The sequence below is a fragment of the Aminobacter sp. MET-1 genome, assembly GCF_026521175.1.
Lineage (GTDB): Bacteria > Pseudomonadota > Alphaproteobacteria > Rhizobiales > Rhizobiaceae > Aminobacter.
In genome coordinates, this window is sequence record NZ_JAMSHL010000016.1 from 47,824 (window position 1) to 64,025 (window position 16,202).

Below are 16,202 nucleotides of genomic sequence, written 5' to 3' on the forward strand. Positions count from 1 at the left end.
CGCTCAGCGGAGGGGGCGATTGTGTTTCTGAGGTCTGGTGAGACACGGGGCGCGAGATCGTGTGCGCTCGAAATCAACGGCTCGCGCTTGGGTTCTCTCAGGTTGCAATCCGACCAGTTGCCCTAACAATATCCAAGCAAATGCTTATGCCTCTAGAATGGCAAGCATAGCTTCTTGCTCATCACCGTCGACGGTCCCGTCAATTATGTCTCCAATCTGGTCAAATCGCCCGATGATTTGCACGATCAATTCTTCGTCGACCGCATCGTAGTCGATGTCAATTGGGTACGCCGCAGCGCTGGTATTCCCCGATACGTAACCACGCCGAACAAATGAAGCCCATCGCTGGACATCATCGGCACCAAAACGACCACTCCGCCAGTTATTCAATACCCTTATCAAGGCGGATCGCGAGATAATTAACGGAGGCAGCGTTGCTGCAGCACCCAATAAATCCGGGTGGCTGGCTGCCCGGAGCGTAGAGAGCCCGCCTAGTCACCTACCACAACGGCTGTGATCGCCGCTGCTAACGTCTTCATTTAGGCTCTCCATGCACCCAGTTTCATTCCATTAAGCCATTGGGATGTAAAACTGTTTGGTCCTGGCTTCTGATAGTACATTATCGCTGTAGCTTAGCACCGTAGACAGCAGGAACAGTTCGATTGACCCTCCGGCGCGGCATCGCCATCATCACCGCAATCGCTGCCTGGGCGTCGCTCGGGCTGCAGTTCGTGCTGCTTGTCGCCCAGATGACGAGCAACGGAACATCGCTCATCGAGGCGGTCTGGCGGTTCTTCGGCTTTTTCACCATCATCATGAACCTGATGGCCGCGGTGGTGGCCAGCGCCATGGTGACGAACCCAACCAGCCACCTTGCCGGACCGCGGTCGCGGCTGGTGACGGCGGCGGCGATTGTGTTCGGTGGCCTTGTCTATTCGGTGGCGCTGCGGGCGATCTGGCAACCGACCGGCTGGCAGGCCGTCGCCGACCATGGGCTGCACGACGTGACGCCGGTGCTGTTTTTCCTGACCTGGCTCGTGTGGGACCACGGCAGGCTGCGCTGGCGCGACGCGCTGTGGGCAGCAGTGCCGCCGCTGGCCTATTGCGCCTATGCCTTTGTCAGGGGTGCGGCCGACGGCTGGTACGCCTACTGGTTCCTCAATCCCGAGACGCTGAGCAGCCAGCAACTCGTCACCAGCATCACGCTGCTCGCCCTTGCCTTTATCGTCGTGGCGATCATGCTTGTCGGCATCGACCGGCTGCTGGCAAGCTGGCGCGGTGTTGCGCGGACCACGGCCTAGATCGCTCTTCCGAAATCCAGACGGAAAGCGCTTCACACCTTTATTGGAACTGCCCTAGTCGGGCTCGCGCAGCCTGTAGCCGACGCCGGTCTCGGTGGTGATGTATTGCGGCTCGTCGGGTGTCTTTTCGATCTTCTGCCTGAGCTGGCGAACATAGACGCGGAGATATTGCACATCGGCGCCTCCGCCCCAGACCTGTTCGAGCAGGAAACGATGGGTGAGCACTTTGCCGGCATGCTGCACCAGAGCGCGCAGAATGTCGTATTCCTTGGGTGAAAGCTTCACCTCCTGGCCGGCCAGCCGGACGATGCGTTTGACCAGGTCGACCGACAAATCGCCGGTCTGGAATACCGGCTTCTCGCCCTGCTGCTGCAGCCGGTGGCGCAAGGCCGTGCGGATGCGGGCGATGAGTTCGTTCATGCCGAAGGGTTTTGTGACATAGTCGTCGGCACCGAGTTCCAGCGCCTTGACGATGCCGGCCTCGTCGGTGCGGCTCGACAGGATGATGACGGGCACCGAAAGCCCTTCCGCCCGCCATGCAGCAAGCAGATCATGGCCGGCCATGTCGGGCAAACCAAGGTCGAGCAGGATGAGATCGGGCTTCTCGGCCTTGGCGATGACCAGCGCCGGCTTGGCCGCCGGCGCCTCGACGACGGTGTAGTCCTGCGTGCCGAGCCCGACGCGCAGCAGCTTGCGGATGGGGGGCTCGTCATCGACGACGAGGATCTTCACTCCGGCGTTGCTCATGCCAATCCTTCGAGCCTCGATGCCTCCGGCGGCACCGGCATGGTGATGGTGAACACCGCGCCCGGCCGGTCCGTCCTGTTGGAGGCGACGATGGCGCCGCCCATGACCTCGACGAAACCACGGCAGATCGACAAGCCGAGACCGGTGCCTGCACGGACATGGTCGCCCTTGCGGACTCTGTAGAACGTATCGAAGACCCGCTCCAGATCGGCCTGAGGAATACCGGGGCCCTCGTCCATGACCTGGAGGGCAACCGAGCCATGGTCGGCCCAACCGCGAATGCGGATCAGCGAACCCTCGGGCGCATATTTGGCGGCGTTGTCGAGCAGGTTGAACAGCACCTGCTCGAACAACACAGGGTCGACCTTGAGCATCGGCAGGTCGGTTGGCATGTCGACCTCGGTCTTGTGCTCTGCCGTAATCTTGGCGGCGCGGCGCAGCGCCGAGCCGACGATGTCGCCGGCATAGTGAAGCGCGTAGTTGGGCTCCATCGCACCCGACTCGAGCTTGGTCATGTCGAGCAGGTTGGCGATGAAGCGGTTGAGCCGCTCGGACTCGTCGACGACGGTCGTTACCAGCTCCTCCCTGCCCTCCTCCGGCAGCGCGCCGCCGAATTCACGCAACGTGCCCGCCGCCCCCATGATGCCGGCGAGCGGCGTCTTGAGATCATGCGAGATCGAAGTGAGCAGCGCCGAACGCAGCCGGTCGGCCTCGACGGCGAGCTTGGCACGGTCGACATCGGCGACGAGTTGGATGCGCTCGATTGCAACGGCGGCCTGATCGGCCAGCGCGTCGAACAGGCGCTGCTGCTCGGGCGTCAGGATCGGACCCTGGCGGTCATTGTCGAGGCCGACGACGCCGACGGCCATGCGGCCGGTGCGCAGTGGCAGATAGAGCCGCTTGGCGCCTGGCAAAGTGTCGGCGCCGCGGCCGGCGGCGCGGTTGTGCTCCCAGGCCCATTTGGCGGCGGCAATGTCGGCATCGACAAGCGTATCATCAGGTGGATAGCCGGCCTTGACGGCGATGGTGCCATCTTCCGGCAGGAGCAGCACGACGCGGACTTTCAGCATCGAGGCGATCTGGAAGGCGGTGGCCCACAACACGTCGTCGAGCGTGCCGGTGCCGGCGAGCTTCTTGGCGAAGAGATAGAGGTCCTCGGTCATGCGCGCCCGCTCGCGCGCGGCGGCGGCCTGGCGCTGGACGCGGCCGGTGAGGTTGGAAGCAATCACCGCGACGATGAGGAAAAAAAGCAGCGCCACCACGCTTTCGGGATCGGCGATGGTGAGCGTGTAGAGCGGCGGCAAGAAGAAGAAGTTGTAAGCCAGGGCGCTGAGCACCGAGGCATAGAGTGCCGGCCACAGCCCGAGCGTGACCGCCGAGGTCAGCACCGCCATGAGGAAGACGAGCGCGATGGAGCGCACATCGAGGAACTTGTCGAGCGCAAAGCCAACGGCCAGCGCACCCGTCAGATGAAGAGTGGCAAGGACATAGGGCCAAGGGTCGAGGCGGCGTCCCTGGGCTGCGGTCTTGATGTTGCGGGCGGCAAGGGCGGCATCCTGCTCGGCGCCCGAGGTGACGTGGACCGAGATGTTGCCGGCCTGGCGGATCAAGTCATGAGTGACCGAGCCGTCGAACAGCTCGCGCCAGCGTGATTTCGAGGGCCTGCCGACGACGATGTGGGTGAAGTTGTGGGTGCTGGCATGACGGACGATGTCTTCGGCGACCGACTGGCCGGGAATGGTGACGGCCTCGCCGCCGAGCTGTTCAGCAAGCCGCATGGTGGCAGCCAGCCTGTCCTTGTCGGCGTCGCCGAGATTGGCCGAGCGCGAGGTCTCGACATGGAGGGCCGCCCATGGGCAACGCAACCGGTCGGCCTGGCGGCGGGCGAAGCGCACCAGCGAAGCACTTCGGGGATGCTCGTCGACAGCGACCAGCAGACGGTCGCCAGCAGCCCACGGCCCCTCGATGGCATGGGCCTGCATGTGGGTGAGCAGCTGCTCGTCGACGCGCTGGGCAGTACGCCGCAAGGCCAGTTCGCGCAGCGCCGTCAGGTTGCCGGGCGAGAAATAGTTCTCGATGGCGCGTCGCGCCGTGGTCGGGACATAGACCTTGCCCTCGTGCAGGCGCTTGATCAGGTCGTCGGGCGTCAGGTCGATGATCTCGACGTCGTCGGCACGGTCGATGATGAGGTCGGGCACGGTCTCGCGCACGGTGACGCGCGTGATCTGGGCGACGATGTCGTTGAGGCTCTCGACATGCTGGATGTTGAGAGTGGTGTAGACGTCGATGCCCTGCCCCAACAGCTCCTGGACATCGAGGTAACGCTTAGGATGGCGGCTGCCCGGCGCATTGGTGTGGGCGAGCTCATCGACCAGCACCAGCTTCGGCCGACGCGCGATGATAGCGTCGAGGTCCATTTCCTCGAGCGCGCGGCCCTTGTAGTCGACCGCCTTGCGTGGGACGATCTCGAAGCCCTCGACCAGCGCCTGGGTTTCGCGCCGACCGTGGGTCTCGACCACGCCGATGACGACATCGGTGCCATCGGCAAGCCGGGCGCGGCCCGACATCAGCATCTCATAGGTCTTGCCGACGCCCGGTGCTGCACCGAGGAAGATCTTGAGACGACCACGGCCTTCTCGCTGGGCTGTTTCGAGCAGCGCATCCGGCGAAGGCCTGGCCTCCTTGTCTCTGCTATCGTCTGGCATCTATGCCTGCATCAGTGGGTGCGCCGGAGTTCGCAGCATTGTTAGAACCCCAGCGCTTACTTGTCAGCGTGCAATCGCGGCGTCGAGCGCAAGGTTGAGCTTGAGCACATTGACCACAGGTTCGCCCATGAAGCCGAGCTCGCGGCCCTCTACATGCTGGTCGACGAGGTTGCGGACGAAGGCCGGATCGGCGTTGCGCGCCTTGGCCACGCGGGCGACCTGGAAATAGGCCGCCTCGGGCGAGATGTGCGGGTCGAGGCCGCTGCCCGAGGTGGTGACCATCTCGATCGGCACGGGCGTGCCGGGATCGGTCTGCTTCAGCTTTTCAGCATCGGCTTTGATACGGTCGATGAGCTTGGCGCTGGTCGGGCCGAGGTTCGAGCCCGACGAAGCGGCGGCATTGTAGCCGTCGCCGGCGGCCGACGGACGGCCGTGGAAGTACCGGTCGCCTGTGAAGGCCTGGCCGATCAGCTCGGAGCCGATGACCTTGCCGTCCTTTTCTATCAGGCTGCCATTGGCCTGCCTGGGGAACAGCACCTGGGCGATGCCGGTCATGCCGAGCGGATAGGCAAGGCCGGTGATGGCGGTGAGCGCTACGATCATGACGAGCGCGGGTCTCAATTGCTTCAACATGGAAGACGTCCTTATGCGAGGCCGATGGCGGTGATCGCCATGTCGATGGCCTTGATACCGATGAAGGGCACGACGATGCCGCCGAGGCCGTAGATCAGCATGTTGCGGCGGAGCAGCGAGGCAGCACCGACAGCGCGGTATTTCACGCCGCGCAGCGACAGCGGGATGAGCGCCACGATGATCAGCGCGTTGAAGATGATGGCCGACAGGATGGCGCTTTGCGGGGTGGTGAGCCCCATGATGTTGAGCGCGCCGAGCTGCGGGTAGAAGGCCAGGAACATCGCCGGGATGATGGCGAAATACTTGGCGATGTCGTTGGCGATTGAGAAGGTGGTGAGCGCGCCGCGGGTCATCAGCAACTGCTTGCCGATCTCGACGATCTCGATGAGCTTGGTGGGATCCGAGTCGAGGTCGACCATGTTGCCGGCCTCGCGGGCGGCGACCGTGCCGGTGTTCATCGCGACGCCGACGTCGGCCTGGGCGAGAGCAGGAGCGTCGTTGGTGCCGTCGCCGCACATCGCAACCAGCTTGCCCTTGGCCTGCTCCTCTCGGATCAGCGCCAGCTTGTTTTCGGGCGTCGCCTGGGCGAGGAAATCGTCGACGCCGGCTTCGGCTGCGATGGCTGCCGCCGTCATCGGGTTGTCGCCCGTGATCATGACGGTGCGGATGCCCATGCGGCGAAGCTCGGTGAAGCGCTCCTTGATGCCGCCCTTGACGATGTCCTTGAGGTAGATGACGCCGAGCAGGCGGGCATCACGCACGACAGCCAGCGGCGTGCCACCGAGCTTGGCGATCTCGTCGGAGATCTGCTGGACGTTGCGAACGGCCTCGCTGTCAGCCGGCGTGCCCGAGGCAGAAGCCGCGATCGACTTCACATGGGCAAGCACCGAATCCACTGCACCCTTGCGGATCGATGAGCCGTCGAAATCGACGCCGCTCATCCGGCTCAGGGCAGTGAAGGGCACAAAATGGGCGTGCAGCGAGCCCATGTCGCGGGCGCGGATGCCGTACCGCTCCTTGGCGAGCACGACGATGGAGCGTCCCTCCGGCGTTTCGTCGGCGAGCGAGGCGAGCTGGGCGGCGTCGGCCAGTTCCTGCTCGCTGACGCCCTTGACCGGACGGAACTCGGTGGCCTGCCGGTTGCCAAGCGTGATGGTGCCGGTCTTGTCGAGCAAAAGCGTGTCGACGTCGCCGGCGGCCTCAACGGCGCGGCCGGACATGGCGAGCACGTTGAAGCGGACGAGACGGTCCATGCCGGCGATGCCGATGGCCGACAGCAGCGCACCGATGGTGGTGGGGATCAACGTCACGAACAGCGCGACCAGCACGATGACCGGGATGTAGCCGCCGGCATAGGTGGCGAAGCTCGGGATCGTGGCGACGGCAAAGACGAAGATCAGCGTCATGCCGGCGAGCAGGATGTTGAGCGCGATCTCGTTGGGCGTTTTCTGGCGCTCGGCGCCCTCGACCAAGGAGATCATGCGGTCGAGGAAGGTCGAGCCCGCAGCGGCAGTGATGCGCACGCGGATCCAGTCCGACAGCACCTGGGTGCCGCCGGTGACGGCCGAACGGTCGCCGCCGGATTCGCGGATGACCGGTGCGGATTCGCCCGTGATGGCGGCCTCGTTGACGGAGGCCACGCCCTCGATGACTTCGCCATCGGAGGGGATGATGTCGCCGGCCTCGACGAGAACGACCTGGCCGACCTTGAGGCTGGTGCCCGGAACCATCTTCCAGGCGGTACGGCTGTCGCCGTCAAGCAGCTTGGCCTGGGTTTCGGTACGTGCCTTGCGCAGCGAATCGGCCTGGGCCTTGCCGCGGCCTTCGGCGACGGCTTCGGCGAAGTTGGCGAACAGCACGGTGAACCAGAGCCAGATGATGATCTGGAGCGAGAAGCCGAGGCCGCCGGCGCCGGTGGCGAGGTCCCTGACGAACAGGACCGTGGTCAGAGCCGAGACGACCGCGACGACGAACATGACCGGGTTCTTGGCCAGGCTGCGCGGGTCGAGCTTCCTGAAGGCATCGCCGATCGCCGGAAGGAGGATGCGGGTGTCGAGAAGGCCCGCTGGTTTATGGGTGCTCATGTTGAGACTCCGTATTTTTCTCTAGCGACCGCTTCAGAAAACCTGGCCGACGATCATGGCGAGGTGTTCGACGATCGGGCCGACGGCGAGCGCCGGGAAGAAGGTGAGGCCACCGACGATGAGGATGACACCGGCGAGCAGGCCGACGAACAGCGTGCTGTCGGTCGGGAAGGTGCCGGCGGAAGCGGGAACCGTCTTCTTGGTGACCAGCGAACCGGCAATGGCAAGTGCCGGGATGATGACCAGAAAGCGGCCCATCAGCATGGCGAGGCCAATGGTGATGTTGTACCAGGGCGTGTTGCCGGTGAGGCCGCCGAAGGCCGAGCCGTTGTTGGCTGCACCCGAGGTGTAGGCATAGAGGATCTCGGAGAAGCCGTGCGGGCCGGGTGTGCCGACGGACGCCACGGCGCTGGGGATCAGCACTGCAATCGCGGTGAAGCCGAGCATGGCAAGCGGCAGGCACAGGATAGCAAGCACGGCCATCTTGACCTCCTTGGCCTCGATCTTCTTGCCGAGATATTCGGGCGTGCGGCCAACCATCAGGCCAGCGACGAAGATGGCGATGATGACGAACATCAGGATGCCGTAGAAGCCGGCGCCGACGCCGCCGACGATAACTTCGCCGAGCTCCATGTTGATGAGCGGGATCATGCCGCCGAGCGCGGTGAACGAGCCGTGCATGGCGTTGACCGCGCCACAGGAGGCAGCCGTGGTGACGACTGCGAAGAGCGACGACAAGGCGATGCCGAAGCGCACTTCCTTGCCTTCCATGTTGCCGCCGTCGATGCCGAGCGCATGGACGAGCGGATTGCCGGCAGCCTCGGCCCAGTAGGTGACGACGACGCCGGCCAGAAACAGGATGCCCATGGTGGCAAAGATCGCCCAACCTTGGCGCTGATTTCCGACCATGCGGCCGAAGACATTGGTCAGCGCTGCACCAAGCGCGAAGATCGAAACCATCTGGAGGAAGTTGGAAATGGCGTCGGGGTTTTCGAACGGGTGCGCCGAGTTGGCGTTAAAGAACCCACCGCCATTGGTGCCGAGCATCTTGATGGCGAGCTGCGAGGCGACCGGTCCGAGCGCGATGGTCTGCTGGGCACCTTCGACAGTGGTTGCGGTGACATAGGCGCCGGTGGTCTGCGGCACGCCGAGCCAGACATAGGCGAGCGTGAGTGCGATACAGAGCGGCAGGAGCACGTAAAGCGTGGCTCTTACGAGATCGACCCAGAAATTGCCGATCGACTTGCCCGAGGCACGGGCGAAGCCGCGGATCAGCGCCATGCCGATGGCGATGCCGGTAGCGGCGGAGACGAAGTTCTGTACGGTCAGGCCGGCCATCTGCACCAGGTAGGACATGGTGCTTTCGCCGCCGTAGTTCTGCCAATTGGTGTTGGTGACGAAACTGACGGCGGTGTTGAAGGACAACTCAGGCGGGACAGCGGTCATGCCGGCTGGATTGAACGGCAGGTCGCCCTGGATGCGCTGCAACATGTAGAGCAGCAGGAAACCGGCGACATTGAAGGCCAGCATAGCCGCGGCGTAGCCGGTCCAATGCTGGTCCTCGCGCTCGCTGGTGCCGGCGAGGCCATAGAGCAGACGCTCGACAGGGCCGAGGATGGGGGAGAGGAACGTGCGCTCGCCACTGAAGACGCGGTACATGTAACCGCCGAGCGGCTTCACGAGCAAAATGATGATCCCACAGAAGACGAGGATCTGTATCCAGCCATTGATTGTCATGACAAATGCTTTCCGAACATGCGCGGGACGGTCTTCAGAACCGTTCAGGGCGGATGAGCGCGTAGGTCAGGTAGGCGAGCAGGAACACGGTCACTGCACCACCGAGAATGTAATCGAACAACATCGGACGCTCTCGCTTGTTGAATTTGCGCATCGTGCTTTCCGAAAATCGTTTGCGATTTTCGGGCCGATGCTCAGAGGATGTCGCAGGCTTTGACGTAGGCGAAGCACATGGCGAAGAAGACGACGCCTATGGCGAGTACGAAGATGTCCATCTCCGGGGTCCTTTCCTGAAATCGTCCCGGCAGGCCGGGCGTTAAGTCGATGCACGACACAACGACGCCAGCGGTGCGGGCGTCGTCGGCAGAACTGTCGATGTCAGGGAGAATCTGGGGCAGAACCGCATTAAGGTTCGAGAGCGCGGCGGAACCAAAGAAATAGGAATTGCATAAAGAAAACGGCCCTCTGGCGGGTGCCGGAGGGCCGTCTGGTCATCAGGTATGAGGTTGCCGCCTCAGGCGAGACGGCAACAGTCAGGCCGGGTTCAGGCCAGGCCTTCGGCGCGCAGCGCCTTCTGCACTGCCGGGCGGGCCGCCACGGTGCCAATGTAGCGCTGGATGTTGGCGAAGGACGAGAGGTCGATGCCGACATGCTTGGCCCAGCCGAGGATCGTCCAGAGATAGGCATCAGCCGCGGTGAAGGCATCGCCCATCAGGTAGGCGCGGCCGTCGAGCTTGCCGTCGACATAAGCGAGGCGCCTGGCCAGCAGCTCGCGGTTGATTTCCTTGGTGGCGTCGGGCGTGTTGGGCTTGAAGAAGGCGCCGAAGACCTTGTGCAGCTCGGTGGCGACGAAGGCCAGCCACTGCTGGACGCGGTAGCGCGCCATGTCGCCGGCCTTGGGCATCAGGCCGCTCTCTGGCTTCTGGTCGGCGAGGTACTGCACCAGCACGGAGGATTCGGTCATCAGCTCGCCGTCGCCGAGAACCAGCGCCGGCACGTAGCCATTGGGGTTGGTGACGAGGAAATCCTGCTGGGTTTCGGTGGTCTTGGTCTTACCGTCGACCTTGACGAGCTCGAGGTCGATGCCGACTTCGTTGGCAACGATGTGCGGAGCCAGCGAACAGGCGCCGGGCATATAGAAAAGCTTCATGTCGTAGAAAACTCCAGATGGTGGTCGGCCCTCCCCTCGCACGCGCGGGCAAGGCGGCCAAGCCACCATCCGGTGAACACTATGTTCGCCGCCGCGATGGGGCAGCGCAACGTTTGGTCAGACGGTGACGGTGCGGAGCCTGTCGGCGATCAGTTGTGCAAGACGCTCGGCGACCTCTTCCTTGGGCAAATCGGGCCATTCGTCGACGCCTGATTTGCTCACGATCTTCACCCGGTTGCGGTCGCCGCCCATGACGCCGCCCTCGTGGCTGACATCGTTGGCGACGATGAAATCGGCGCCCTTCCTGGCGAGCTTGGCCTGCGCGTTCCTGAGCACGTCCTGGGTCTCGGCGGCGAAGCCGACGACAAGGTACGGCCGCCTGGCGTGATGGCCGATGCCGGCAAGGATGTCGGGGTTCTCGACCATCTGCAGCGCCGGCGGCCCCTCGCCTGCCACCTTCTTGATCTTTTCGTCAGCGGAGGCTGCGGTGCGCCAATCGGCGACGGCGGCAACGAAGATGGCGGCATCGGCCGGCAACAGTTGCTCGACGGCGTCGCGCATCTCGCGCGCGCTCTCGACATGGACTGTCTTGACCCCGGCGGGATCGAGAATGGTGACCGGGCCGGAGACGAGGCGGACATCGGCGCCGAGCCTGGCGAGCGAGGCGGCAAGCGCGTGTCCCTGCTTGCCTGACGAGCGGTTGGCTATGTAGCGCACGGGGTCGATGGGCTCGTGCGTCGGACCCGAAGTGATGATGATCTTGCGGCCCGACAAGGGCTTCGGCCTGATGTCAAGCAGTTCCTCAATGGCGCCGACGATCTGCAGCGGTTCGGCCATGCGGCCCTCGCCTGCTTCGTTGTTCTCGGCCATCTCGCCCTTCATCGGGCCGATGAAATGGATACCGTCCTTTTCCAGCGTGGCACGGTTGCGGCGCGTCGCCGGGTTCGACCACATACGCGGGTTCATGGCCGGCGCAAACAGCACCTTCTTGTCTGTGGCGAGCAGCACGGCGGAGGCGAGGTCGGAGGCATGGCCGTTGGCGAGTTTGGCCATCAAGTCGGCGGTAGCGGGGGCAACGACGATCAGGTCCGCGTCGCGCGCCAGCCTGATGTGGCCGACATCCTGCTCGTCCTGGCGGTCGAAGAGATCGGTGAAGACGTGGTCGGCGGTGAGTGCGCCAACCGACAGAGGCGTGATGAACTCCTGGGCGGCAGAGGTCATGACCGCCCGGACCGATGCGCCGCGCTCGCGCAGCCTGCGGATCAGGTCGAGCGACTTGTAGGCCGCGATGCCGCCGCCGATGATAAGCAGGATGCGCTTGCCGGAAAGGAACATGCTTGGCCCTCAGACCGGCTTCAGCGCCGGCTCGATGTCGGTATGGATGAAATCGTCGCTCTTGAAAAGCAGCCGCAGGATCCGGGTTTTTGCCAGCGCATAGGCGAAACAGTCGTTGAGATTAGCCCCGAACCGCGTCCGAAGCGGCGATGCGTGGCTCCTAGCTTACCCTAGAGATATCGCCGACGGACAATCCATTCAATGACAGCGCATTCAATGACAGCATTGCTGGCAATGCTGTCATGCCCAATCAGAGCAGTTGCCAGGCGATGTAGACCAGCGTCAGCGCCATGACCCACAGAGCGATGCGGCCGGAGCGGGTGTGGCGGGCTTCGGCCTTGCCGATGGCACGCGCCGTCGCCTCATCGAAGCGCAGGCCATTTTCGGCCATGGCGTCAATCTCGCGCGACAGGCGCTCGGCGCGGGCGGAGAGATCAGGGGCCTGACGAGCGAGCGACAGCAAGGCGCCGACGCCGTCGCGTGCGTCGATCAGCAGACCGCGCGGGCCGAGATTGCCTGCGATCCAGTTGCCGACCACCGGCTCGGCCGTCTTCCACATATTGAAGGCCGGGTCGAGCGTGCGGGCAACGCCTTCGACCACGACCATGGTCTTCTGCAGCAGCACCAGTTCGGGCCGCGTCTGCATGTCGAACAACTCGGTGACCTCGAACAGCAGGGTCAAAAGCTTGGCCATCGAGATGGTTTCGGCCGGCTGGCCATGGATCGGCTCGCCAATGGCACGGATGGCCTGGGCGAAGGCCGCGACATTGTGGTGGCGCGGCACGTAGCCGGCCTCGAAATGCACCTCGGCGACGCGCATGTAGTTGCGGGTGATGAAGCCGTAGAGGATCTCGGCGAGAAAACGCTGCTCCTTCTTGCCGAGACGGCCGGAGATGCCGAGATCGACGGCGACGATGTCGCCATTGGCATCGACGAACATGTTGCCCGGGTGCATGTCGGCATGGAAGAAGCCGTCGCGCAGCGTATGCCTGAGGAACGACTGGACCAGCGTTGCGGCAATCGCCTTGAGATCGTAGCCCCCGGCGCGCAGCCCTTCGATATCGTTGAGCTTGACGCCGTCGATCCACTCCATGGTGAGCACATCGCGGCCGGTGCGCTCCCAGTCGACCTCCGGCACGCGGAAGCCCGGATCGTCCTTGGTGTTTTCGCCGAGTTCGGAATAGGCGGCCGCCTCGAGACGGAAATCCATCTCGATCTTGGTGGTCTGGGCCATCGTCTCGGTGATCTCGACCGGACGCAGCCGGCGGCTCGACGGGACGAAACGTTCCTGCAGCCGCGCGGCGAGGAAGTAACTCTCTAGATCCTGGAAGAAGCGGCGGCGCACACCGGGGCGGATGACCTTGACGGCGACCTTGCGGGGACCGTTCGGAGTGGCGACCTCGGCGGGGTGAACCTGGGCGATCGAAGCGGCTGCCACCGGGGCGTCGATGCTGGTGTAGAGATCGGCGACCTTGCGGCCGAGCGAGCCTTCGATGGCCTCGACCGCTTCCGCCATCGGGAAGGTCGCCATGCTGTCCTGCAGCAGCGCCAGGTCAAGCGCGATCTGGTCGCCGACGACGTCGGGACGGGTCGCCAGGAACTGGCCGAGCTTGACATAGGACGGCCCCAGCCGGGCAACGGCATTGGCCAAGCGGTCGCTGCGGACGCTTTTGCGGGCCCGGCGACGTGTGAGCAGCCTGGCCACGCGCCAGCCGAATTTCGGCAGTCCCGACAGCTGGTCGCCCGGCAGAGCCGCGACCACGCCCTCACGCACCAGAACCCAGCCCGCCCGCGCGAGCCGGAAAGACGCCCCGATACTGCTCATCGCGCGCCGTCCGTCAAAGCTTCCAGCCCGAGTGGAGGGCCGCGATGCCGCCGGAATAGTTGCGGAAGGTGACGCGGTCGAAACCGGCATTGGTCATCATTGCCGCGAAGTTCTGCTGGTTGGGGAACTTGCGGATCGATTCGACGAGATAGGCATAAGGCTCGCCGTCGCCCGTCACGGCCTGGCCGATGCGCGGAATGGCGTTGAACGACCAGGCCTCGTAGACCTTGTCGAGCAGCGGCATGTCGACCTCGGAGAATTCGAGGACCATGATGCGGCCGCCGGGCTTGAGCACGCGATAGGCTTCCGAAAGCGCGACGTCGATGCGCGGCACGTTGCGGATACCGAAGGCGACCGTGTAGGCGTCGAAGGTCTCGTCGGCGAAGGGCAGTTCCTCGGCATTGGCCTCGACGAAATCGGTCTTTTGCGCCAGGCCGCGCTTTTCAGCGCGCTCGCGCCCGACAGCCAGCATCGACCCGTTGATGTCGAGCACGGTCGCATGGGCGTTGTCATGCGAGGCCTCGACGATGCGGAAGGCAATGTCGCCGGTGCCGCCGGCCACGTCGAGCACCTTCCAGCCTGCACGGCGCGGCGGATTGAGCCAGGCGACCATCCCGTCCTTCCAGACGCGGTGCATGCCGGCGGACATCAGGTCGTTCATCACGTCATAGCGGTTGGCGACCTTGTGGAAGACCTCGTTGACCAGGCCTTGCTTCTCACTCTCGCCGACATTGCGGAAACCATACGAAGTTTCCATGCCGCCGGCGGCGGTCGTCCGTTGTTCTGACATTTTCTTGTCCAATCAAATCCGGCGGGACCATAGCCGATCACACCAGCCGGCGCTATTGTCTGAGGCGCGGTTTTCAGCCGCGCCCGCGCCGACATGACGAGGAAGACCATATGCCTTTGAAAGCCGAGCTGCACTGTCACATAGAAGGTGCGGCGGCGCCTGAACTGGTGATCCGCCAGGCGCAGAAATACGACAAGGACCCCACGCCGTTCATCCAGAACGGGTCTTTCGTCTGGAACGACTTCACCTCGTTCCTGGCAGCCTATGACTTTGCCGCCGACCTTTTCCGCACTGAAGAGGACTATGCGCGGCTGTCGGAACATTATCTCACCAGCCTTGCCCGCGACGGGGCGATCTACTCCGAGGTATTCACCTCTCCCGACCACGCCATCAAGGCGGGCCTGTCGCCCAAGGCCTATACCGACGCGCTCGGCGAAGGCATGGAGCGGGCCAGGGCCAAGACCGGCATCGAAGGCCGCATGATCGTCACGGGCGTGCGCCATGTCGGTGTCGAATCGATCGAGGCGGCGGCGCGTTTCGCGGCCAAGTGCAACCATCCGCTGGTGACCGGCTTCGGTGTTGCCGGCGACGAGCGCATGGGCGACTTCGAGGATTATGTGCGTGCCTTCGAGATCGCCCGCGAGGCGGGCCTCGGCATCACCATCCATGCCGGCGAGCTGCTGGGCTGGGAAAGTGTTGCGGCCGCACTCGACCACATCAGGCCGTCGCGCATCGGCCATGGCGTGCGCGCCATCGAGAACCCCGACCTGGTCAAGCGCATCGCCGACGAAGGCATCGTGCTGGAGATTTGCCCCGGGTCGAACATCGCGCTGAAGGTGTTCGATAGTTTTGGCGAGCACCCCTTCCGCAAGCTGCGCGACGCTGGCTGCAAGGTGACGCTGAACTCCGACGATCCGCCCTATTTCTGGACCAGCCTGAAGCGCGAATATGACATCGCGACAGAGCATTTCGGCATGGACGAGAAGGCGCTGATGGCAACGACGCGGACGGCCATCGAGGCGGCCTTTGTCGACCGGAAGACGAAATCGGCGCTGCTGGCCCGGCTGGACGGCTACAAACGCTGATTTCAGCCGACAAAACTGTGGTTCAACGCTGGCGCGTCATTGGTCGACGGCGCGCCAGTCGATAGAATGGCGCCAATTTTCCGAGTTCCAGGAGCGTAAGCCATGACCGTAACCGTCGTCGACCATCCGCTTGTCCAGCACAAGCTGACCATCATGCGCGACAAGGAAACCTCGACGGCCGGCTTCCGCCGCCTGCTGCGCGAGATCTCGCTGTTGCTGGGCTACGAGGTGACGCGCGACCTCGAGCTGACCACCAAGTCGATCGAGACGCCGATCGAGACCATGGAAGCGCCGACGCTTGAGGGCAAGAAGCTGGTGTTCGCCTCGGTGCTGCGCGCCGGCAATGGCCTGCTTGAAGGCCTGCTCGACCTGGTGCCGGCGGCGCGCGTCGCCCATGTCGGCCTCTATCGCGACCACGAGACGCTGGAAGCGGTCGAGTATTTCTTCAAGGCGCCGAGCGACCTCGCCGACCGCCTTGTCATCGTCGTCGACCCGATGCTGGCGACCGCCAATTCGGCGATCGCGGCCATCGACAAGCTCAAGGGCCGTGGCGCCACCAACCTACGCTTCCTGTGCCTGCTCGCCTCTCCCGAGGGCATCGAGCGCTTCACCAAGGCGCATCCCGACGTACCTGTGTTTACCGCCTCGATCGACCGTGCGCTGAACGAGAAGGGCTACATCGTGCCCGGTCTCGGCGACGCCGGCGACCGCATGTACGGCACCAAATAGGCGGTTAACCCCGGGTTTACCGCAATCGGCATTCGGCCCCGGCCGTTAAAGCCGCGAACACCATGAGCTGGCTAGCGTGAC

General features: G+C 64.1%; 14 protein-coding genes. 4 read left to right on the forward strand and 10 right to left on the reverse strand.

Translation table 11 applies throughout. The features are described 5' to 3' along the window. The first annotated feature begins 174 nt into the window (after positions 1-174). Positions 175-336, forward strand: a complete 162-nt coding sequence (locus tag NDO48_RS20730; protein ID WP_267322271.1) for a hypothetical protein — start codon at positions 175-177, stop codon at positions 334-336. 326 nt (positions 337-662) lie between these two features. Then, complete coding sequence (locus tag NDO48_RS20735; protein ID WP_018426121.1) at positions 663-1,301, forward strand: Pr6Pr family membrane protein; 639 nt, start codon at positions 663-665, stop codon at positions 1,299-1,301. A 54-nt stretch (positions 1,302-1,355) separates the two neighbouring features. On the opposite strand, the gene NDO48_RS20740 is transcribed toward NDO48_RS20735, so the two are convergent. The 10 genes from NDO48_RS20740 to ubiE all read right to left on the reverse strand — a co-directional run bounded on the left by NDO48_RS20740 (position 1,356) and on the right by ubiE (position 14,307). Next, positions 1,356-2,048 carry a response regulator transcription factor gene (locus NDO48_RS20740; protein ID WP_267322272.1) on the reverse strand — a complete coding sequence of 231 codons (693 nt, stop codon included), beginning with the start codon at positions 2,046-2,048 and terminating at the stop codon, positions 1,356-1,358. Beyond that, a complete protein-coding gene (locus NDO48_RS20745) occupies positions 2,045-4,753 on the reverse strand; it encodes a sensor histidine kinase (protein ID WP_267322273.1) in 2,709 nt (902 codons plus the stop codon). Before NDO48_RS20745 ends, NDO48_RS20740 begins: the two co-directional genes overlap by 4 nt. 63 nt (positions 4,754-4,816) lie before the next feature. Continuing rightward, positions 4,817-5,386 carry a potassium-transporting ATPase subunit KdpC gene (gene kdpC, locus NDO48_RS20750; protein WP_026226817.1) on the reverse strand — a complete coding sequence of 190 codons (570 nt, stop codon included), beginning with the start codon at positions 5,384-5,386 and terminating at the stop codon, positions 4,817-4,819. Between the two features lie 11 nt (positions 5,387-5,397). After that, positions 5,398-7,470, reverse strand: a complete 2,073-nt coding sequence (kdpB, locus tag NDO48_RS20755) for a potassium-transporting ATPase subunit KdpB (RefSeq protein ID WP_267322274.1) — start codon at positions 7,468-7,470, stop codon at positions 5,398-5,400. 33 nt (positions 7,471-7,503) lie between these two features. Further along, positions 7,504-9,207, reverse strand: coding sequence for a potassium-transporting ATPase subunit KdpA (gene kdpA, locus NDO48_RS20760; RefSeq protein WP_018426116.1), 1,704 nt, complete (start codon positions 9,205-9,207; stop codon positions 7,504-7,506). Positions 9,208-9,241: 34 nt separating this feature from the next. Then, positions 9,242-9,331 (reverse strand): K(+)-transporting ATPase subunit F, encoded by a 90-nt coding sequence (locus NDO48_RS20765; RefSeq protein ID WP_040456474.1) that lies wholly within the window; start codon positions 9,329-9,331, stop codon positions 9,242-9,244. 420 nt (positions 9,332-9,751) lie between these two features. Continuing rightward, entirely contained in the window at positions 9,752-10,357 is a 606-nt protein-coding gene (gstA, locus tag NDO48_RS20770) for a glutathione transferase GstA (protein WP_018426114.1), read from the reverse strand. 117 nt (positions 10,358-10,474) lie between these two features. Beyond that, entirely contained in the window at positions 10,475-11,692 is a 1,218-nt protein-coding gene (gene coaBC / locus NDO48_RS20775; RefSeq protein WP_018426113.1) for a bifunctional phosphopantothenoylcysteine decarboxylase/phosphopantothenate--cysteine ligase CoaBC, read from the reverse strand. Between the two features lie 250 nt (positions 11,693-11,942). Beyond that, positions 11,943-13,517 carry a 2-polyprenylphenol 6-hydroxylase gene (gene ubiB / locus NDO48_RS20785; protein ID WP_018426112.1) on the reverse strand — a complete coding sequence of 525 codons (1,575 nt, stop codon included), beginning with the start codon at positions 13,515-13,517 and terminating at the stop codon, positions 11,943-11,945. A gap of 13 nt (positions 13,518-13,530) precedes the next feature. Next, positions 13,531-14,307, reverse strand: a complete 777-nt coding sequence (gene ubiE, locus NDO48_RS20790; RefSeq protein ID WP_267322275.1) for a bifunctional demethylmenaquinone methyltransferase/2-methoxy-6-polyprenyl-1,4-benzoquinol methylase UbiE — start codon at positions 14,305-14,307, stop codon at positions 13,531-13,533. A 110-nt stretch (positions 14,308-14,417) separates the two neighbouring features. Between ubiE and NDO48_RS20795 the strand changes: the two genes are divergently transcribed. Together NDO48_RS20795 and upp are read left to right on the forward strand one after the other, a co-directional pair. Further along, positions 14,418-15,392, forward strand: a complete 975-nt coding sequence (locus tag NDO48_RS20795) for an adenosine deaminase (RefSeq protein WP_267322276.1) — start codon at positions 14,418-14,420, stop codon at positions 15,390-15,392. 102 nt (positions 15,393-15,494) lie between these two features. Further along, a complete protein-coding gene (gene upp / locus NDO48_RS20800) occupies positions 15,495-16,121 on the forward strand; it encodes a uracil phosphoribosyltransferase (RefSeq protein WP_018426109.1) in 627 nt (208 codons plus the stop codon). Positions 16,122-16,202 lie beyond the last annotated feature (81 nt).